The 21589-nt window shown below is 43.2% G+C and carries 18 protein-coding genes; 11 read left to right on the forward strand and 7 right to left on the reverse strand.

Annotated elements, in window-relative coordinates; all coding sequences use genetic code 11:
* Positions 1–584: 584 nt before the first annotated feature.
* The 5 genes from mnmG (at position 585) to LU297_RS08615 (ending at position 7204) form a co-directional block, all read left to right on the forward strand.
* On the forward strand, positions 585–2465 hold the full coding sequence (gene mnmG / locus LU297_RS08595) for a tRNA uridine-5-carboxymethylaminomethyl(34) synthesis enzyme MnmG (protein WP_263077376.1): 1881 nt from the start codon (positions 585–587) through the stop codon (positions 2463–2465).
* Between the two features lie 170 nt (positions 2466–2635).
* Positions 2636–3229, forward strand: coding sequence for a histidine phosphatase family protein (locus tag LU297_RS08600; protein ID WP_263076109.1), 594 nt, complete (start codon positions 2636–2638; stop codon positions 3227–3229).
* A gap of 205 nt (positions 3230–3434) precedes the next feature.
* Positions 3435–4388 (forward strand): AEC family transporter, encoded by a 954-nt coding sequence (locus tag LU297_RS08605; protein ID WP_263077378.1) that lies wholly within the window; start codon positions 3435–3437, stop codon positions 4386–4388.
* Between the two features lie 250 nt (positions 4389–4638).
* On the forward strand, positions 4639–5874 hold the full coding sequence (locus LU297_RS08610) for an ATP phosphoribosyltransferase regulatory subunit (protein ID WP_432806255.1): 1236 nt from the start codon (positions 4639–4641) through the stop codon (positions 5872–5874).
* Positions 5875–5914: 40 nt separating this feature from the next.
* On the forward strand, positions 5915–7204 hold the full coding sequence (locus tag LU297_RS08615) for an adenylosuccinate synthase (protein ID WP_263076112.1): 1290 nt from the start codon (positions 5915–5917) through the stop codon (positions 7202–7204).
* A 51-nt stretch (positions 7205–7255) separates the two neighbouring features.
* Here LU297_RS08615 and LU297_RS08620 read toward each other — a convergent pair whose 3' ends face one another.
* Positions 7256–7834 carry a 5-formyltetrahydrofolate cyclo-ligase gene (locus LU297_RS08620; RefSeq protein WP_263076113.1) on the reverse strand — a complete coding sequence of 193 codons (579 nt, stop codon included), beginning with the start codon at positions 7832–7834 and terminating at the stop codon, positions 7256–7258.
* 132 nt (positions 7835–7966) lie between these two features.
* On the opposite strand from LU297_RS08620, the gene fumC reads away from it, so the two are divergent.
* Complete coding sequence (fumC, locus tag LU297_RS08625; RefSeq protein WP_263076114.1) at positions 7967–9355, forward strand: class II fumarate hydratase; 1389 nt, start codon at positions 7967–7969, stop codon at positions 9353–9355.
* A 141-nt stretch (positions 9356–9496) separates the two neighbouring features.
* Here fumC and rpsT read toward each other — a convergent pair whose 3' ends face one another.
* The 3 genes from rpsT to LU297_RS08640 form a co-directional block, all read right to left on the reverse strand.
* Positions 9497–9763: a 30S ribosomal protein S20 gene (gene rpsT / locus LU297_RS08630; RefSeq protein WP_263076115.1), complete on the reverse strand. Its 267-nt coding sequence runs from the start codon at positions 9761–9763 to the stop codon at positions 9497–9499.
* A 269-nt stretch (positions 9764–10032) separates the two neighbouring features.
* Positions 10033–11226: an ornithine--oxo-acid transaminase gene (locus tag LU297_RS08635; RefSeq protein WP_263076116.1), complete on the reverse strand. Its 1194-nt coding sequence runs from the start codon at positions 11224–11226 to the stop codon at positions 10033–10035.
* 449 nt (positions 11227–11675) lie between these two features.
* Complete coding sequence (locus tag LU297_RS08640) at positions 11676–12941, reverse strand: NRAMP family divalent metal transporter (protein WP_263076117.1); 1266 nt, start codon at positions 12939–12941, stop codon at positions 11676–11678.
* 180 nt (positions 12942–13121) lie between these two features.
* Here LU297_RS08640 and LU297_RS08645 point away from each other — a divergent pair, with 180 nt between their 5' ends.
* Complete coding sequence (locus tag LU297_RS08645; RefSeq protein ID WP_263076118.1) at positions 13122–13367, forward strand: hypothetical protein; 246 nt, start codon at positions 13122–13124, stop codon at positions 13365–13367.
* A 145-nt stretch (positions 13368–13512) separates the two neighbouring features.
* Here LU297_RS08645 and tpx read toward each other — a convergent pair whose 3' ends face one another.
* The 3 genes from tpx to LU297_RS08660 are packed head-to-tail and all read right to left on the reverse strand — an operon-like array spanning position 13513 to position 16546.
* Complete coding sequence (gene tpx / locus LU297_RS08650; RefSeq protein WP_263076119.1) at positions 13513–14010, reverse strand: thiol peroxidase; 498 nt, start codon at positions 14008–14010, stop codon at positions 13513–13515.
* 28 nt (positions 14011–14038) lie between these two features.
* Positions 14039–15451, reverse strand: a complete 1413-nt coding sequence (locus LU297_RS08655) for an L-serine ammonia-lyase (protein ID WP_263076120.1) — start codon at positions 15449–15451, stop codon at positions 14039–14041.
* 27 nt (positions 15452–15478) lie between these two features.
* On the reverse strand, positions 15479–16546 hold the full coding sequence (locus tag LU297_RS08660; RefSeq protein WP_263076121.1) for a WG repeat-containing protein: 1068 nt from the start codon (positions 16544–16546) through the stop codon (positions 15479–15481).
* Between the two features lie 413 nt (positions 16547–16959).
* On the opposite strand from LU297_RS08660, the gene LU297_RS08665 reads away from it, so the two are divergent.
* The 4 genes from LU297_RS08665 (at position 16960) to aceE (ending at position 21585) form a co-directional block, all read left to right on the forward strand.
* Entirely contained in the window at positions 16960–17154 is a 195-nt protein-coding gene (locus tag LU297_RS08665) for a (2Fe-2S)-binding protein (protein WP_263076122.1), read from the forward strand.
* A gap of 392 nt (positions 17155–17546) precedes the next feature.
* Complete coding sequence (gene bfr, locus LU297_RS08670) at positions 17547–18041, forward strand: bacterioferritin (RefSeq protein WP_263076123.1); 495 nt, start codon at positions 17547–17549, stop codon at positions 18039–18041.
* A gap of 15 nt (positions 18042–18056) precedes the next feature.
* The gene (bfr, locus tag LU297_RS08675; RefSeq protein ID WP_263076124.1) at positions 18057–18530 is read left to right on the forward strand and encodes a bacterioferritin; all 474 of its coding nucleotides are present in this window, start codon (positions 18057–18059) and stop codon (positions 18528–18530) included.
* Between the two features lie 310 nt (positions 18531–18840).
* Positions 18841–21585, forward strand: coding sequence for a pyruvate dehydrogenase (acetyl-transferring), homodimeric type (gene aceE, locus LU297_RS08680; protein ID WP_263076125.1), 2745 nt, complete (start codon positions 18841–18843; stop codon positions 21583–21585).
* Positions 21586–21589 lie beyond the last annotated feature (4 nt).

Below are 21589 nucleotides of genomic sequence, written 5' to 3' on the forward strand. Positions count from 1 at the left end.
ATTAGTGCAATTTGCATAAACCCTAAATTATAATCAGTTTTGCCTGATTTTTCAATAGAAAATGGGGTGTGTATCGTTAATTTTCAAGCCCATTGATGGCGATAAAAATCGTAAAAATTCATCATCTTCATATCAATGTTGATGTGTGTTTTGGGGTGTGTGATTTTTGTTTTGGCAAGCATAAGTTTTGTATTGAAGTTTAATAAAACATTTAAAGACACAGCATCAGATGGTGGCAGGGTTAAGCAACTTGCCAGTAGCTTATCGACCAAATCATGAGCGTGGCAAATGCCCATGGTTGGCTGTGTGCATCTTGATATGGATTTTGTGTTGGCTTGATGATAATTTTCGCTGATTTTTTGGCAAAATGTGCTAGAATAAGCGGTATTTTTTACACAAAATTTCCCAGTAAAACCTAAAATCAAATTCAGTCAGTCTGTTAGCCAGTCTGATTAAGTTGTCAGATTTGGTTACCAAACCTAGTGATTACTTGCTTTATTCTGGTTTGAAGTAGGTGATGTATTGGTTTATTTGGTTTATTTTTTGGGAAGTCTATTAGATGAAGATTAAGTATTTTTAACATGATGAATTATCCAAAATCCTATGATGTCATCGTAATCGGTGGCGGACACGCAGGCACAGAAGCAGCTTTGGCGGCTGCCAGAATGGGCGTCAAAACCATGCTCATCACGCATAATATTGAGACTTTGGGGCAGATGAGCTGTAACCCTGCCATCGGTGGTATTGGCAAATCACATCTGGTGCGTGAGGTTGATGCGTTGGGTGGGGCAATGGCGTTGGCAACCGACAAAGCAGGCATTCAGTTTCGTGTACTAAACAGTCGAAAAGGGGCGGCTGTGCGAGCCACTCGTGCCCAAGCGGATCGAATTTTGTATAAAGCTGCCATTCGTCATGCTCTTGAAAATCAGGAAAATTTGGATTTATTCCAGCAGCCTGTGGACGACATCATCATCGAAAATGGTAAAGTGGTGGCGGTCGTGACGGCAAGCGGAGTGCGTATCAACACCAAGACAGCCGTTCTAACTTCTGGGACTTTTTTGGGTGGGGTCATTCATATTGGGCTGCAACACCAGTCAGGCGGGCGAGCAGGTGATATGCCATCGATTCGTCTTGCTGACCGTCTGCGTGAATTAAATTTACCTGTTGGGCGACTTAAAACAGGCACGCCAGCTCGTATTGATGCTCGTACGGTGGATTTCTCCGTGATGACCGTACAGGAGGGCGATACGCCACTGCCTGTGATGAGCTACATGGGCGATGTGTCGATGCATCCACGCCAGATTCCATGTTTCATCACGCACACCAACGAACGCACGCACGACATCATTCGTGCCAATCTAGACCGCTCGCCAATGTTTAGTGGCAAAATTGAAGGGGTGGGGCCTCGTTATTGTCCGTCTATTGAGGATAAGATTCATCGCTTTGCTGACAAGGATAGCCATCAGATTTTTATTGAGCCAGAGGGTTTGACCACGCACGAGCTGTATCCGAATGGCATTTCTACAAGTTTGCCTTTTGATGTGCAGATTGAATTTATTCACTCCATGCGTGGACTTGAAAATGCTCACATCACACGACCCGGCTACGCCATCGAATATGATTATTTTGACCCGCAAAATTTGAAACCAACTCTTGAAACCAAGTCCATTGACCAGTTGTATTTTGCAGGACAAATCAACGGAACAACAGGCTATGAAGAGGCGGCGGCACAGGGCTTATTGGCTGGTGTGAATGCTGCTTTATTCGCCCAAAATAGACAGCCGTGGACACCCAAACGCCACGAGGCATATCTGGGGGTGCTGGTGGACGACCTCATCACACATGGCACCAAAGAGCCGTACCGTATGTTCACCAGTCGTGCCGAACATCGTCTGCTACTTCGTGAGGATAATGCCGATGAACGCTTGACCGCCATTGGGCGAGAGCTTGGGCTGATTGATGATGCACGCTGGGCAAAATTTAATCAAAAACAAGAACAGATTGCCAGTGAAACCGCTCGCTTGTCAGACATTTGGGCAACGCCAAATAATGCTCTTGGCAAGGCATTCATGGCAAATACAGGCGAGATTTTGACCAAAGAAAATACATTGCTTGACCTACTAAAACGCCCAAACATCAACTTTGCTGACATTGCCAAAGTGGCGGACAGTAGTGTGTCTGACGAAGTGGGCGAGCAGATTGAAATTGCGGTCAAGTATCAAGGCTATATCGACCGTCAAAATGACGAGATTGAGCAGATGAAACGCCTTGAAAATACGCCACTACCGATGGATTTTGATTATGCCAGCGTCTCAGGATTGTCCAATGAGATTGTTCAAAAACTCTCACAGGTCAGACCAGCGACACTTGCCCAAGCAGGTCGTATCAGTGGTGTGACTCCTGCGGCAATCAGCTTGCTTGCGATGACTCTCAAAAAGCAAAAGAAAATCGCAAAAGTCACTTAGATTTTCTACCAAAGCTAACAACAAAGAAAACCTTGTGTGACAAGCTGCCAGTCACACAGGTGCTGTTTTTCTTCGATGGGTCTGACATCAAGATTATCTGTTTGCTAAGAGGTGGTATCGTAACGGGTTGATTTAAAATTGGCTTGTTTGCTAATGAGTTGGAGGGCGATGTGCAAAAAACACTCTATTTTGTTCGTCATTGTGAACCAAATTATGACAACCATAATGACAAAGAGCGAGAATTAACTGCCAAAGGGCAAGCCGATACAAGGCTTATCAATGATTTTTTTACAGAAATTAATATTGATGGTATTTATGCCAGCACCTTTAAACGAGCTTATGATACGGTTTATCCCTTAGCACAAGATAAAGGCTTGTCTGTTATTCAAATGGCAGAGTTTTGTGAAAGAAAAATAGACGATGGCTGGATTGAGGATTTTGATATTTTTTGTCAAAGACAATGGCAGGATTTTGATTATCGCCTAAATAATGGCGAAAGTTTAAGGCAAGTTCAAAACCGTTATCTTAAAGCGGTTCATTGTTTATTAAATAATGACAAAAAGACATTGGTAATTGGGTCGCACGGCACGGCATTATCGGTATTGATTGCTTATTATCAAAAACAGTTTGGCTATGATAATTTTTGTCAAATTAAATCGCTTTTTCCCTTTATTGTACAATTTGACTTTGATGGATTAAAATGCCAACGCATTGTGTTTTATGATATCATAAGCAATAATCAGTATGTTTTAAAATCATCATGATAAAGGTTGGGTAAGTATTTTGGCACGACCGCCATGACAAGGCTTACTGTCAGCAAATCGCCATCAATCATCTTGGGTGTGTGTTTTTGTTGATGAAGGTTGATATGAAACTTTGCCAATAGCAATGATGTTTTGTTTGCTTGCACCTAATCTTAAACACCCAAATACAAGACAGATAACTAAATCAATTATGAACCCCCAAGAAATCCTACAAGCCATCAGTTTTGCTTTTATGATTGTTTTTCCAAACCTAGCCTTGATGGGGCTGGGTTTTTTTATGAAAAATAAATCGCTCATTGATGATAATTTTGTCGATATTGCCTCCAAGCTGGTGTTTAATTTTGGATTGCCTTGTTTACTATTTTTTAGTGTTATTAAAAGTGATGTGGATTATCAGGCACAACTGCCTTTGTTATCCGCAGGTATTTTGACGACTTTTTTGTTGTTTTTTGGGGCGGAGCTGTACGCCAAATTTTTTGTACCAAAATTGCCAGATAAAGGCGTATTTGTGCAAGGGGTGTTTCGTTCAAATATGGCAATCATCTCGCTTTCGGTGGTTGGCAATGCCTATGGCGATGTCGGTACAGGTGTCGGTGCGGTCTATATGGGCATCTTGACCATTTTGTACAATATTTTGTCTGTCATTACATTGTCTCGCACGCAAGTTACCCAAGGTTTTATCAAGCAAGGCCTTGATATTACCAAGAAGATTTTTCAAAATCCCTTAATTATCGCTCTGGTGTCGGCTTTCATTTACAAAGCGGTTGGGCTATCATTACCACCCAAACCCATCACCAGAACAGGAGAGCTGCTTGCCAGTATTGCATTGCCACTTGCCTTGATTTGTGCAGGGGCAACGCTTGATATTCGTTCGATGTTTAGATTGTCTGGTGTATCGATGCAGGCAAGTCTTGGGCGTGTGCTGGTTGCCCCTTTGTTGGCGGTGGTCATGGGGGTGTTATTTGCATTGCCAGCCGTGCAGTTTGGAGTATTGTTTGTGATGGTGGCAAGCCCTGCGGCAGCAGCAAGCTATGTCATGGCAAAGGCGATGGGTGGTAACGATGTGCTGGCGGCAAATATCTTGGCATTGACGACGGTGGTCAGCATGATTGGCATGGCAATCGGCATGGCGTGGCTAAGAATGTTGGGATTGGTTTAATCGTTGGTGTGGTGCAAAATTGCCAAAAAATTTGCCAAAATTGACAACTTTTTGAAAAAATTAAGAAAATTTTTGCAAAATTGTCTTACAATGATGATTTTGTGTGGTACACTAGCCAAGTAAAAACGGTCGTAAAATATTGGGCAGTTTATTTAATTTTATTAAATTTATTATAAATAATAATTGATAAAATATTCCTAGCGATTGCCCATTGTTGCGTCAGATAAAAAAGACTAATCAAGAGGTTGATGTGTTGTCACAAATTACCAAAACTGATTCGAGCCAGCATTGGTTGTTGCCAGATGGTGTCGCTGATGTGTTGTTTGTCGATGCCCAAAAACAAGAGGCGTTGCGTGATGCTTTGTTGTTTATTTTGACGGCTCACGGATATCGCTTGGTGTCGCCACCGCTGATTGAATACACAGACAGTTTGTTGGGTTATGCTGATGAAGATTTAAAATTACAGACTTTTAAATTCATTGACCAAAAAACAGGCAGATTGATGGGGCTGCGTGCTGATGTCACGCCACAGATTTTGCGGATTGATGGTCAGCATGGTAAGGGCGTAAACCGTTATTGCTATGTAGAACAAGTGGTCAAAACGCTACCACAGGGGTTGTTTGGATTACGCACACCCCTACAATTAGGTGCAGAGATTTTTGGTGTGCAGGGCATTGAGGCGGAGTTATCATTGCTTGATGTGCTGACAGCACTGCTTGATGAGATTGGTTTGCCAGTGCAGGATTTACACCTTGATATTGGTCATGTGGCGATTTTTGACCGACTGTGTCAGCTACATCAGATTGATTCGCAGACGGCTGGCGAGTTGATGGCGATTTATCACAAAAAAGCCATGCCAGAGCTATCAGTACTGTGCCAGACACTCAAACCAATGGCAAAAGAGGATTTTTTGTTATTGGCAGGACTTGATTGGTGCGGTGATGGCGTGCCAACCTGTGATGATTTTTTGGGTCAGCTTTCTGAGCAGAGTCGGCAAGACCTTCAAATCATGACTGCCATCGATGAAGTGATTCGTTTGGCGGCACACGCTCGTTCACTTGGTTTACAGGTGGGTATTGATATTACCGAATTATCAGGCTACCATTATCACACAGGCATTGTGTTTAATGGCTATTTGGGTGTGGGGCAGTCGTCACAAGCTTTGGTGCGTGGTGGTCGTTTTGTGGGTGTTAGCAAACAGCAACAAGCACGCAATGCCACAGGATTTAGCATGGATTTAAATCGCTTGCTTGCTTTTGTTGAGCTGCAAGAGGATACGGTGATTTGGGTGGATTATGAGCAATTACAGACCGCCACTACCGAGCAAAAGGCTGATTTAGCCAAGCAAATCAAGACTTTGCAAGATGAGGGCTGTGTTGTCATTAAGCCAATTTCGCCAGATGATAGACCTGATGAGATTGACGGTGTATTGGAGATTGACGATAATCAAACTTGGGCGGTGCGTCTGGTTGGCGATGATTGTTAATTTGATGTTTTTAGTTATTATTTTTTTGTGAGGAATGATTATGGGTAAGAATGTTGTCGTGCTAGGCAGCCAATGGGGCGATGAGGGCAAGGGCAAGATTGTTGATTTATTGACCGAAAAAGCCACAGCGGTTGCTCGCTTTCAAGGTGGTCATAATGCAGGTCATACGCTGGTGGTCGGTGGTGAAAAGACCGTACTGCATTTGATTCCATCGGGTATTTTGCGTGAAGGCGTCACCTGTTTTATTGGCAACGGTGTGGTGCTTGCCCCTGACGCATTGCTCAAAGAGATGAACGGTCTGATTGAAAAGGGTGTGCCTGTGCGTGACAGATTGCGTATCTCGCCAGCATGTCCTTTAATCATGCCTTATCATACGGCACTAGACCAAGCTCGTGAAATCAAGCGTGGCAATGCCAAGATTGGCACAACAGGTCGTGGCATTGGTCCTGCTTATGAGGATAAAGTGGCTCGCCGTGCCTTGAAAGTCTCGGATTTATTCCGTGACGATTTGCCACAAAAGCTAGAAGCTTTGCTAGAATACCATAATTTTCAACTGACTCAGTATTATAAAGTTGATGCCATTGACTTTGAAGAGACGCTAAAACTTTGCCAAACTTGGCGTGATGAACTAAAAGATTTGGTGGTTGATGTTACCAATGAATTGGAAAATCGTCGTCAAAAGGGCGAAAACCTAATGTTTGAAGGTGCTCAGGGCACATTGCTTGATATTGACCATGGTACTTATCCTTTTGTGACCAGTTCTAATACCACCGCAGGCGGTGTATCGACAGGCACAGGGCTTGGTCCTTTGTACCTAGACTATGTGCTTGGTATTACCAAGGCTTACACCACTCGTGTTGGCTCAGGTCCATTCCCAACCGAATTGTTTGATGAAGTAGGGGCACATCTTGCCAAAGTGGGTCATGAATTTGGGGCAACCACAGGTCGTGCTCGCCGTTGTGGCTGGTTTGATGCTGTTAGTCTGCGTCGTGCTGTGGTACTCAATTCGATGTCAGGCATTTGCTTGACCAAGCTAGATGTTCTTGATGGTTTGGAGGAAATCAAAATCGCCACCGATTATCGAGTGCCACAAGAAGAGATTGCCGGTGCGGTTGATGCACAGTTTTATGAGCAAGTTGAACCTGTTTATGAAACTTTGGCAGGCTGGTCAGAATCTACCATCGGCATCACCAAATTTGAAGATTTGCCAGCCAATGCTCAGGCGTACATCAAACGCATTGAAGAGTTGGTGGGTTGCCCTGTTGATATCATCTCCACAGGTCCAGACCGTGATGAAACCATCGTATTAAGAGACCCATACGATGCCTAATCGCCCATAATAAAAAACCCAGTCTGATTGATTGGGTTTTTTTATCATGTGTTAGTTTAATCGAATAAAGCGACAATCGCTGATGATGATGTCCATGGTTTCGTCCCATGCTTGTTTGGGTAGTTGGTCGATGATTTGAAAATCATAACACCAGCCAATCGCCAGCGGCTTAGGCCTAACACTTAATGTCCTGTCATAAAAACCGCCACCCATGCCCAGTCGTACACCTTGCTTATCCACAGCTACTAATGGACAAATGATGGCATCAAGTCTGCATGCTGTGATGATGGGTTTGGTTATAGGTTCAAGCATGCCCAACTGATGTCGTTTGGTTGGTGTCTGTGCCAATGTTTTTGTTAAGGGGGCAAAGGTTAAGGGCTGACCTGTCTTAGTGATGGGCAGGTAGGCTTGATGTCCATACCGCTGGCAAAATTTCATCAAAACATCGGTTGGTAATTCGCCAAAATCATCAAGATATAGCCCAATGTTGGCATTTTTTGGTAATAAATCGTGCAGTTTTGGCAAAAAACGACTGGCCAAAAAAGTCGCCCTATGTCGTTGTTGTGAGCTTAGCTGTCGTCTTTGTTTGCGAAAAAATTGGCGAGACAGTGGATTTTGTGGCATATTCATCAAAAGATTTCATGATTATTTTAATTGATAACTATTATTGTTTGATAAATACTTGCGTTAATGGTATGCTAATCAAACAAAGTTTGCTATACAAGACTTTGTTATTTTAACAAATTTTTTAGGAAAAAGAAGATGACATTTCGTATTGAAAAAGACACAATGGGCGAAGTACAAGTGCCTGCTGATGCTTACTATGGAGCTCAAACACAGCGTAGCCGTGATAATTTTAAAATTGGTGGCGAGACTTTGCCACGCCCGTTGATTGAGGCGATGGCATTGGTCAAAAAGGCGGCGGCCATGACCAATGCTGGACTTGGGCGTATCCAAGATGAGCAAAAGCAGCTGATTGTGGCAGCGGCTGATGAGATTTTGGCAGGTCAATTTGCCGACCAATTTCCTTTGGTTGTATGGCAAACAGGCTCTGGCACACAGTCGAACATGAACATGAATGAAGTGATTGCTAATCGAGCCAATGAGCTGGCAGGCAAGCCCAAAGGCAGTTATCAGCCTGTACACCCGAACGACCATGTCAATCACGCCCAATCCACCAATGACAGTTTTCCGACAGCCATTCGAGTGGCGGCAGCTGTGCAAATTAACACCCATCTGATTCCAGCCATCAAGGCATTAAAAGACACTTTGGCGGATAAGTCTGCCCAATTTGCCAATATTGTCAAGATTGGTCGAACTCATCTGCAAGATGCCACGCCTTTGACATTGGGGCAAGAGTTTAGTGGCTATGTATCACAATTAGAGCATGGCTTGGCACGCATTGAAGATGCACTAACAGGACTTTATGAGCTACCTTTGGGTGGTACGGCTGTTGGCACTGGGCTAAATAGCCACCCAGATTATGCAATCAAGGCAGCACAGACGCTGGCGGATTTGACAGGACTGCCATTCATTACTTCGCCAAATAAGTTTGAGGCATTGGCAGCTCGTGATGCCGAAGTGTATGCTTCTGGGGCATTAAAAACTTTGGCGGTCAGTCTTAATAAAATTGCCAATGATGTTCGTTGGCTATCATCAGGGCCAAGATGTGGTTTGGGCGAGATTAAGATTCCTGAAAATGAACCTGGTTCGTCCATCATGCCAGGCAAGGTTAATCCAACTCAGTCGGAGGCGATGACCATGGTTGTGGCTCAGGTGTTGGGCAATGATACTACCATCGGCATGGCGGGTGCGTCTGGGAATTTTGAGCTGAATGTCTATATGCCTGTGATTGGCTATAATCTGCTACAATCCATTCGCTTGCTTGCTGATGCTTGCCATAGTTTTAATGAGCATTGTGCGGTTGGTATCACGCCTGTTCCAGAAAAAATTGATGAATTTTTGCATAATTCATTGATGTTGGTAACGGCACTAAATCGCCATGTTGGCTATGAAAATGCAGCAAAAATCGCCAAAACTGCCTATGCCAACAATCAAACACTCAAACAAACCGCCATTGATTTGGGCTTATTGACTGCTGAGCAGTTTGATGAATGGGTTGTGCCAAGTCAGATGATTGCACCAAAATAAACCAAGCTCATTCATTTACCAAAAACCGCTCACATCAAATATCATGATGTGGGCGGTTGAGTTGATGGTAATAAAAAAACAGCCCACTGATGAGCTGTTTGCCCAAATAAAAACCCTGAATCATCAGGGTTTTTTGATGTATTAGCCTTTTAGAGCTTTTACTGCGGCATTTAGGCGGCTCTTATGACGAGCAGCTTTATTCTTGTGAATGATGCCTTTGTCAGCCATACGGTCGATTACTGGCACAGCTTTGTTGTATGCTTCGGTGGCTAGCTCATAAGATTTAGCTTCAATCGCAGTATTCACACGCTTGATGAAAGTACGAACCATAGAACGCTGAGAAGCATTTTGCTGACGACGCTTGGTGTTTTGACGAGCACGCTTACGAGCTTGTGCAGAGTTTGCCATAGGGTTATCCTTGTTAGATAAATAATTAAAAATGGGGCAACGATTGATGACAATCGTTGGCATAATAAAGTGTCTATATTATCAAAATCTTTTGCATCTCACAATACAAAAATGCAAAATTATGTAATATTGACAAGAATTTTTGTCTATTTTACGCTATTTTGACCAAAATTGCCATCTTAAATTGGCAGTTATTGAGCAAATGGCGTATAAAATTTGACAAAATGCACCACAAGCTGATGATGCTGGCGGTGCATCAGTCCTAAAAATTAGACAGACAGCACTTGACGGATTTTTGTCAAGGCATTATCCAGCTCTTCTTTGGTGATGATGAGTGGCGGTGCAAAGCGAATCACGGTATCATGCGTTTCTTTGCACAACAGACCCAAATCTTTGAGTTTTTCACAATAAGGGCGAGCCGCTTCGTGTAGTTCAACACCGATGAATAGACCACGACCACGCACTTCCTTGATGATTGGGTTTTGGATTTTTTGTAGTTCTGCCAAGAAATATTCGCCCAGCTTAGCTGAGTTTTCGATGAGATTTTCATCAACCAGCACATCAAGAGCGGCGATGGAGACAGCACAGGCAAGTGGATTGCCACCAAAGGTTGAGCCGTGCGAACCTGGATTGAATACCCCTAAAATCTCATCGTTGGCAACCACACATGAGATAGGGAATACACCACCACCTAAGGCTTTACCCAAGATGTACATGTCAGGCTCGATACCTTCCCATTCGCAGGCAAACATTTTGCCAGTGCGACCAAGACCTGCTTGAATTTCGTCAGCGATGAATAGCACATTGTTTTGTTTGCAGACATCAAAAGCAGCTTTCATAAAGCCTTGCGGTGGGATATTGATACCAGCCTCGCCTTGAATTGGTTCAATCAAGAAGGCGGCAGTATTTGGCGTGATGGCAGCTTTTAGGGCTTCTAGGTCACCATAAGGTACCAGTTTGATACCACCAAGCATTGGGCCAAAGCCACGCTTGTAGTCAGGGTCTGATGACAAAGATACCGCACCCATGGTACGACCGTGAAAATTTCCCACACAGGCAATGATTTCGGCTTGGTCATCTGCAATACCTTTGATGTCATAACCCCATCGGCGAGCGGTTTTGATGGCGGTTTCTACTGCTTCTGCCCCTGTATTCATCGGCAATACACGAGATTTGCCAGTCAGTTTGCTGACTTTTTCGTACCACGGAGCCAGTTGGTCATTGTGAAAAGCACGACTGGTGAGAGTTGCACGGTCTGCTTGGGCTTTTAGTGCGTCAATGATTTTTGGGTGGCAATGTCCCTGATTGACCGCTGAATAAGCAGACAGCATGTCCATATAGCGATTGCCTTCTGGGTCTTCCACCCAAATGCCTTGTGCTTTACTGATGACAATCGGCAAGGGCAAATAGTTGTTTGCTCCGTATTGCTCGGTTTTTTTAATCAAATCTTGTGAAATTGTCATAATGACCTCGTTGTCTTGGAAAAATCAATTCGCCAAATCATCATTAACTTGGCGTTCCTTTTGTGTTTGCCCATTGATGAATAAAAGTCCAATCATTGTTTGGGTTGATTAAGATGCTTGACATTCATTAGGGTAATTTGACCGATGAATGAGAAGTGTTTTGTTGGTTTAATGACCACCAAAAACAAAACACCACCCAAAAAGTATGCGATAAAAAACAGTTTTTTGATAAGGCACATTAGCCTATCAGGGTTTTTTTAATCCTATTATCTTGGGATAATAGGACAAATTTGGCTTGGCATACTTGTTGGATTAGAGTCTTAAAACAATGTTCACCAAAACAGACAAACAAAGTCGTATTGTATCATTATTGTATCATTTTGCAAACACCTATAACAAAAGACAAACTTGGCGGTCAGTCGGTCAAATTTTATGCAAGATAAGATGACTTAGCCAATAAAGCCAAAAAATTGCAATAAAAACAGCACGGTAAAACCCAATAAAAAGAGCAAGCTGATGATGGCAAAAGCGTGCATTGGTGCGGATAATCGGACTTTTGCCTTGATGAGCGAGTAATTCAGATAGGCAAAAATCGGTGCGGTCACAAAGGCACTAATCATCGCAAATTTCAGCAAAATCGCTAATTGACCTAAGAAAAATGAAATCAATATATAGGCTGTTATCACAAAAAATAGCGTCCATTTGGCGACAAATGATTGAGCATGGCTGGAATTTTTGTGCATGATGAGTGATAGGTTTTCAGCATTGGTGCGAGCATAACCATCGACACAGGTGATGACCGTGCCAAACATGCACAAAAAGGCGATGAACGCCACCAATAATCTTGACCAATCGCCAATCGTGGCGGTGTACATGGCAATCAGCTGACCCACATAAGCACTGCCTTGTAGGTTGATTTCTTGTCCTGTGCCATATTGGACAAACACGCCTAATGCCAAGAAAAATAATGCCAAAATTGCCGAAGTCAGATAACCGACATTAAAATCAACCATGCCCTGAAAATGGCTGGTGTGGTCGGTTTGGATTTTTTTGGCTGTCCAAACAGAAGTAATGGCGGCAAATTCCATGGGTGCAGGCATCCAGCCCATCAGTGCAATGATAAAACCTAAGGCGGCAAGATTCCAAGGACTTGCTGGTATGAAATCAGGATTGATGGCAGATGGTTTGCCTGCGGCAATAAAAACGGCGGCGATGGTTGCTATGGTTAGGGCGATGATAATCCATTTGGTCAAGCCGTCAAGCAGTTTATAATGTCCTGCAAACAACAGTAGCCATGCACTGATGAGGACTATGGCGGATAATGCCATCGTATTTAGCTCAATGGGTAAAATATGCCCCAAGATGACCGCAGAAAGTAGTGATACCGCTCCAATGCTGATGATGCCTGATATGATACATAAGATGAAAAACACCCACATATAAATTGGGGATTTTTTGGCATAGCCTGCAACCAAACTTTCGCCTGTGCTATAAGCATATTCTGTGGCGAAGCGATAAAAGGGGTATTTAAACAAATTGGCAAGGATAATCATGATTGCAAGTTGCCAACCGTACAAAGCACCTGCTTGGGTTGATGAAATCAGATGTGAACCACCGATGGCGGCTGATGCCATCAAAATACCTGGGCCAAAGGCTTTCCAAGTCAATTTTTGGTTGTGACAAGATGGGCGTGTGGTATAAGAATTGCTATCCATGGCTAAATCCTTTTTTGTAAAAAACGATATTGTCCTTATGATTAAACATAGCATTTATTTTATCAAGATACAATACAAAATAAATATTTCTTCTAAATTTTTTTAAAAATAATCTGACCAATCAGGCGATGATGAATGGGAAGTCGCTTGAAGTCATTAGGCTTGCTGATTGATGGTTTGATGACAGATTGTTTTGTGTTGATGATGGGTGGGGATGGTGTGATTGCAGGGTTTATTTGTGGCGATGTCTGGCTTGATGGGGATTGTTTATTTTTATCAAAAACAAGTAGTCGTCATATAAGTATACTTAATTCATATCAAAACCATACGGCAAAACCGTTCGCCCCAAGCTTGCCTGCGGGCAAATTTTTCGTTATGGGCAGGCAGGCTTACTTTGAGCAAAAACCTTTGTCTGGTTTTGAATAGAATTGACTATATTTTTGTTGTTTGGGTAAAACTTATCATGGGTAATTTTTTTTGTGTGATGTTTGGATAAGCTGTACATCATTGATGTACTGATAATAAAAAATGCCCAAACGATGGTCTGGGCATTGGAGGTTTGGTGTGGCAATCACAAGACTGCCAAAGCGGCTTGATAGTCTGGCTCTTGTTTGATTTCTGGCACAAGCTGACTGTGCAGCACGGTGTTTTGTTCATCAAGCACGATGACGGCACGAGCTGACAGATTAGCCAGTGGTCCTGTGCTGATGGCGACACCCAGCTGTTCTAGTAGGGCTGGTGTACGAAAGGTGGATAGGCTTTTGACGCTTTCAATGCCTTCTGCACCACAAAAACGAGCGTGAGCAAATGGCAAATCCGCTGAAATGCACAGCACAACGGTATTATCCAGTTTGGCAGCTTGTTCGTTAAAGACACGAACCGAAGTGGCACAGATGCCTGTATCAACGCTTGGGAAAATATTTAAGATTTTGCGTTTGCCATCAAAATCAGCCAAATTAACCGATGATAAGTCGGTGGCAACTAGGCTAAAATTATCGATTTTATCGCCTACTGCTGGAAAATTACCCAAGATTTCGATAGGATTGCCCGCTAGGGTGACTGTTGTCATAAAATTACTCCGATTGACCAAAAATTCATCAGCACTGGCTAAATCCTGTGCCGACATTAACAATATGAATACGACCATCGCTGGTGCTGGCATGAATGGCCAGTCCGCCTTTGGCAGTTTCTTTGTATTTATCCATCATATCCATGCCTGTTTCTTTCATGGTTAAGATGGCTTTATCTAAGGAAACATGATGCGTACCATCGCCACGCAAGGCAAGACGGGCGGCATTAATGGCTTTAACTGATGCCATTGCGTTTCTTTCGATACAAGGCACTTGTACCAGACCGCCAATCGGGTCGCAGGTCAGACCCAAGTTATGTTCAAGTCCAATCTCAGCAGCGTTTAGGCATTGAGCAACACTACCACCCAGCACATGGGCAAGACCTGCCGCTGCCATTGCACAGGCAGAACCCACTTCGCCTTGACAGCCGACCTCCGCCCCAGAGATGGAGGCGTTTTGTTTGATTAACGCTCCGACCGCCCCAGCCACCAATAGAAATTCTCGCACGCCTTGATAGCTAAAAGAGGGAATAAACCCACGATAGTAATGCAACACCGCTGGAATGATACCAGCCGCTCCGTTGGTGGGTGCGGTCACAACTTTACCGCCATTGGCATTTTCTTCATTGACCGCCAATGCGTACAGATTGACCCAATCCATCGCCAGCAGTCCACCATCAGAAGATTTGCCGTATTCTTTGGAGAGTTGTTCGTATAAAGCTTTGGCACGACGACGCACATTAAGACCACCAGGTAAAATGCCATCGACTTGACAGCCTTGCGTAACACAGCCTTGCATGACTTCCCATACTTCGGTTAGGTAGTCTTTGATGTCATCATCTGAGCGAATGGCAGTTTCATTTAGCATCATCAGTTGGGCGATATTAACCCCTAAGGATTGGCATAATTCGCTTAACTGCACTGCACTGCCAAACGGATAAGGATAGGATACTTGCTCCAATCCTGATTCGTTTTGGGTCATTTGTTCAGCTTCTTTGATGAAGCCGCCACCGATAGAATAGTACACTTGGCTGATTTGACGACCATCGGTCAGTGTGGCGGTCAGACGCATGCCATTTGGGTGAGCAGGCAGAGGATTGTCGTCCCACAGCAGATGCTGACTTGCATCAAAAGTAATGGTGTGCCGACCGTCCAAACTTAGTTGATTTTGTTGATAAATCGGTGCAAGATACTGTTTGGTTTTGGTGGTGTCAATGGTGCGTGGCTGATGTCCTAGCAAACCTAATAAAATGGCGGTATCAGTCGCATGCCCTCTGCCCGTTGATGACAGCGAGCCATACAGTTCGATGATGATTTGACAAGTGTTAATTAAGTCATCGCCTAATTTTGCCAAAAAAGCATTGGCGGCCACCATAGGTCCTACCGTGTGCGAGCTTGATGGACCAATGCCAATTTTAAATAAATCAAAAACACTAATCATAAAAAGGCGAGCCTTATGGTTAAAAAATTATTGACAACTGACAGAGTCGCCTTTGGCATTGATACACATTTTATCGCCATTAGCAAGACTGCCAATCCATGCTTTACCAGCTTCAAAAATCAACGGCATGCTTGGGGTTTGTGGCTTGGCGTGATTCATCACAAAGCCATCTTTGTGAAAACGAAATGGAATGACTAAATCGCCACCACGATTGATGAATCCCCAAAAATCACCTTGACGCACCGCTGCCACATTCTCGCTATAATCTTTGACTTCATCAAAAGCATAGACAATCATTGTTGTGCCATTGGCATCCACAAATCCCCATTGACCATTTTGCTGGTGTGGATAAAACCCGCTGGTATTGATGATTTTTGGGGTTGTGGTGATGTTTGTGGCGGTCAAAGGTTGTGCATTGACCACAGGGGAGGGGGTGCTAACATTGACCGCTGCATTTTTGGTGGTTGGGTTGGTAGCTGGTTTGGGTGCAGGCGTGCCGTTTTGAGCAGGCTTGACTGGCACGGTTGTCTTGGTGGTTGGTGCAGTCAGAGCAGCAGCTTTGGGGGTTTCGGTAATGTGCTTGCCTTGCTTGTCAATCGGAGTATCTTTATTGTGTCGCTTGATGGTGGATTGTCCGTTCTTAAAATCACTCATCTGACTGATGGTGCGGTCAAAACCAACCACCGTACGACCACGAGTATCAATCGCACCCCAAACCCCTTGTTTTTTGACAACAATCACACCATCAGACACCGCTCTTGCCCAGTTGTTTTCAGGTAATTGGTCGTATTGAAAGTCGATACGAACCTGACCATGGCGAGTGATATAGCCAACTTTGCCATTTTTTAGTGCAGGCATTAAGCCATCTTGAAATTGATTGGCAAGCACCGCCTGATAGCCAAATAAATCGACAATTTTTGAGCCTTTTTGGTTAAGCAAAGCGACAGGGGAACCATCATCTTTGCTCGCCAAAAAAAGCCCAGACTGACTGGTGCAACTGACATTTTTGTAGTCGCTTTTTGGGATGGTGCAAGCGTGAGCGGGTAGATAAAATAATCCACACAAGCCCAAGACTAGGGCAGATTTTTTTGTCATATTTTCCATAATAACGATGCGAATAACAGATAACCCATCAAGTATAAGCCAAACGATTGGGCTTGGCAATATCTTGATAATACAATTACCACATCTTGCATCAAATCCTAAATTTGACAACATGGTCATGCTTGGCGATGTTGGTCGTTACAAATGGCAATTTTAGGGTGTTTGGGCGTGATTGTTTGATATATTAAATCTATGATGTATGAATGATAAATATTATCAAAGAAAATCATTCAAAAAATCAATAAAAATTGTTGAAAATGGGAATAATTATTGTTATGATAACAATCACAAAAGAGAATGACTTTCTTTTAAGATTTTATTCAACCAATGAGCACGATTGATTTTATCAATAAATCAATCACATGAGTCAATTAGGACGACAGTAGATATAGCGAGTTTGCCTTATGTATGTTTGTATTTGCCACGATGTCAAAGATACTCAGATTAAAACAGCCTTACAGCAAGGTGTGAATGGTATGCAGGGTTTGCAAGAAAGCCTGTCAGTTGGCACTTGTTGTGGCTGCTGCATACCCATGGTGCAGGATTTATTAGATGAACATCAAGCCAACTTTATCGCCATTGATGTGATGGCGGGTTAGTTTATCATTTTGTAAATAATATTGCTGTATTATTTCTAATAGACAAGCAAACCAAGATGGCTTTGGCTCATTTTACTGGATTTGGCATCATTTATTTTTTTAACCAATAATTATTCTTATTTAAATTTTTTTAAATGATAGTCATTATTGATTAAATTTTCATCAATTTATAAATTTTTATAATAAAATCAGAAACTTAGCTTTTTCTCCTTCCACCCAAACAGTAGCAGCGTTGTTTGGGTGATTTTTTATGTCATTTAAGAATTTTTCTTGATTTGCATAGGATTCGCAGTTCTGATTTACTACACATCGATGCTTTATTTTATTTTTTATTATGATAAGATAATGGCATATTTTTTAATCAATTTACTATTTGTTTTTTGGAGTTTATGATGAAATCATCTCAAAAAGTCATCGATTATCTAAATTTTTTGTTGGCAGGCGAGCTTGGTGCCAGAGACCAGTATTTCATTCATTCGCAAATGTATGCCGAATGGGAACTGGGCAAGTTGCACGACCGCATCTATCATGAGATGGAAGATGAGACGCTACACGCTCGTTTAATCATCAATCGCATCATCATGCTTGGCGGCACACCAAATATGCAGGTTGGTGAGATTAACATCGGTGCTGATGTGCCAGCCATGCTAAAAAGCGACCTTGACCTAGAATATGCGGTGCAAGAACATCTAAAAGAAGGTATCGCCATTTGCGAGGCAGAGCGTGATTATGTTACTCGTGATATGTTGGTAGGTCAGCTTGCTGATACCGAACAAGACCATGCTCATTGGCTAGAAAAACAGCTTCGTTTGATTGATTTGATGGGGCTACAAAACTATCTACAAACCCAAACTGCCGAACCAAACATGGTTGCTTCTGCACACTGATTTGGGGAGATTGTAATGAAAGGCGATAAAGAAGTCATTCGTGCATTAAATGCGGTGCTTGGTCAATCATTGATTGCGATTAACCAGTATTTTTTGCATGCACGCATTGTCAAAAATTGGGGCGTAGAAGAGCTAAATGACGCTTTTTATAAGCAGTCTATTCAGGAAATGAAATGGTCAGATGAGCTGATTGAACGCATTTTATTGCTTGAAGGTTTGCCAAATCTACAAGAGCTTGGCAAGCTGTTGATTGGCGAAACAGTCGAAGAGATTTTGGCGTGTGATTTGCGTCTTGAAAATCGTAAGCATGATGTGCTGGTCGATGCCATTGCCCTGTGTGAACAAAAAAGAGATTTTGTTTCTCGTCAGATTTTGTGCAAACTCAAAGATGGCAATGAAGAATATGCAGATTGGCTAGAAACACAGCAGGAAAAAATCGAGTCCATCGGTCTGCAAAACTATATCCAATCGCAAGTTGGCGAAGAATAATCACCAATTTGCTACAAACCCAGAGACTTAACAGGTGTCTGGGTTTTTTATTTGTGGTATAATGCGACTGCTGGTTGGTATTATATCCATATTGATAAGTTTGGTATTTAGTAAATAAATGACTAAGCCATTAATATTTTATTTTGGGCATAAACTTTTTTTGCCAAAACTTTTATAATATTAGCTGTGAAATTCTGATTTGTCGATAATAACAAAACAGAAAAAACTTTGGTGCGTAAACCAGACTTTGGTGTGGGCTTACGCTTTTTGTTGCACAGTCTGACTGTGTGATGTTTGATTAGGATAAACTATGACAACTTATTATAAAGATTCCGATCATCTTGAAACCCAAGAGTGGCTTGATGCGTTTGAATCGGTCATCAAAAGTGCCGATAAAGAACGCGCCCAATTCTTACTAAAAGCCCTATATAATATGGCAGTACAAGAGGGTTTGCCATTCAACCGTCTTGATACTGCTTATGTCAATACCATTCCTGCCGAAGATGAGCCAAGCTATCCAGGCGATTTACACATGGAACGCAAAATCCGTGCATTGGTGCGTTATAACGCCCTAGCGATGGTCATGCGTGCCAACCAAAATGATGATGAACTTGGTGGACACTTGGCGACTTTTGCATCAAGTGCCACTTTGTATGAGACTGGTTTTAACCACTTTTGGCGTGCACCAAGCGAAAATCACGGCGGCGACATGATTTATTATCAAGGTCATGGTGCACCTGGCATGTATGCTCGTTCTTTCCTAGAAGGTCGTTTGAGCGAAGAGCAGCTGGTGAATTTCCGTCGTGAAGTTGATGGTAAAGGTCTATCAAGCTATCCGCATCCTTATTTGATGCCTGATTATTGGCAGTTCCCAACCGTTTCTATGGGTCTTGGGCCTTTGATGTCTATTTATCAAGCTCGCAACCAAAAATACCTAACCAATCGTGGTCTAATTAAAGATGAAGACCGCAAAGTGTGGGCATTCCTAGGCGATGGCGAGACTGATGAGCCAGAAAGCTTGGGTGCAATTTCGATGGCGGGTCGTGAAAAGCTTGATAATCTGATTTGGGTCATCAACTGTAACCTACAACGCCTAGATGGTCCTGTGCGTGGTAATGGCAAAATCATTCAAGAGCTAGAATCAGTATTTCGTGGTGCTGGCTGGCGTGTGATTAAGGTTATCTGGGGCGACCATTGGGATAGCCTGCTTGCCAAAGACCATACAGGTGCGTTGAAAAAACGCATGGAAGAAGTGGTTGATGGCGAATATCAGCTATATACCGCTCGTGATGGTGCTTTTGTTCGCAAAGAGTTCTTTGGTAAATATCCAGAACTTGAAGAGATGGCAAAAGATTTGTCTGATGAAGACATCATGCGTCTAAACCGTGGTGGTCATGACCCTAAAAAAGTCTATGCAGCGTTTAGCGAGGCGATGAAAACCAAAGGTCAGCCAACCGTGATTTTGGTAAAAACCGTCAAAGGTTATGGTCTATCTAGCCAAATCCAAGCGGTGAACAAGGCTCACCAACTGAAAAAATTGGACGAAAATGGTCTAAAATACTTCCGTGACCGTTTCGATTTGCCAATCACTGATGAGCAACTAAAAGAATTGCCATTCTATCGCCCAAGCGAAGACAGTGCAGAATACAAATATCTGATGGGTCGTCGTGAATCATTAGGCGGACATTTGCCAGCTCGTCGCAGTGGTCATATTCCATTGCAGATTCCTGAGTTGTCTATTTTTGACCAAGTGCTACAAGGCTCAAAAGGCAAAGAGCAATCAACCACCATGGTGTATGTGCGTCTGTTGTCTGCACTACTAAAAGACAAAGCATTGAACAAATATGTCGTGCCAATCGTACCTGATGAAGCTCGTACCTTTGGTCTTGAAGGTATGTTCCGTCAGCTTGGTATCTACTCATCATCAGGTCAAAACTATGTTGCCGAAGACGCTGAGGCCTTGATGGGTTATCGTGAGGCAACCGATGGACACATGCTTGAAGAAGGCATCAATGAAGCAGGTGCAATGAGTGCGTGGATTGCGTTGGCGACCAGCTACTCAACCAATGCCTTGCCAATGATTCCAATGTACATCTACTATTCAATGTTTGGTTTCCAACGCATTGGCGACCTAGCTTGGGCAGCAGGTGATTGCCAAGCACAAGGCTTCTTGTTTGGTGCTACCGCAGGTCGTACAACGCTAAATGGCGAAGGTTTGCAGCACCAAGATGGTCATAGCCACATTCTATTTGGTACAGTACCAAACTGCGTGACTTACGATCCATGCTATGGCTATGAGCTGGCTGTTGTGATGCATGATGGTTTGCGTCGTATGTATGGCGAGGGCGAGCGTGTTTATTATTACATCACTTTGATGAATGAAAACTACGAACACCCAGCAATGCCACAAGGTGTAGAAGAGGGCATTAAGCGTGGTATGTATCTACTAGAAGACAATGGTTCAACACAAGTTCAGCTATTGGGTTCTGGTGTGATTTTGCGTGAAGTACAAAAAGCTGCCAAGATTTTGGCAGAGCAGTTCAACATCAAGGCGAATGTGTGGAGCGTCACCAGCTTCAACGAACTGACCCGTGATGGCATGGCGTGTGATGACTACAACCGCCTACACCCGCTTGAAGAGCAAAAAACTCCATGGGTAACTCAACAGCTTGCACCGCATTCTGGTATTGTTGTTGCAGCGACCGACTACATGCGTAACTATTCAGAGCAAATTCGTGGCTGGTTGCCTGATGCTCGTCCATATGTGACTTTGGGTACTGATGGTTTTGGTCGTTCTGACTCTCGTGCCAAATTGCGTAGTTTCTTCAATGTGAATGCTGAACACATTGTGGTTGCAACCTTGAAAAAACTTGCCGATGAAGGCGAAATCAATGTTCGTTTGGTACAAGACGCAATCAACAGTTTTGAAATCGATGCTGACCAAAAACCAGCATGGCAACCACAGCCACAATATGATTTCTTCCCAGATGCACCAGCACCAAAACCAGAAACTGCACCACGCCCAGTTCCTGAATTGATTGATGAAGCCCAGTAATAGG

It is taken from the genome of Moraxella nasicaprae (genome assembly GCF_025643275.1).
Taxonomy (GTDB): domain Bacteria; phylum Pseudomonadota; class Gammaproteobacteria; order Pseudomonadales; family Moraxellaceae; genus Moraxella; species Moraxella nasicaprae.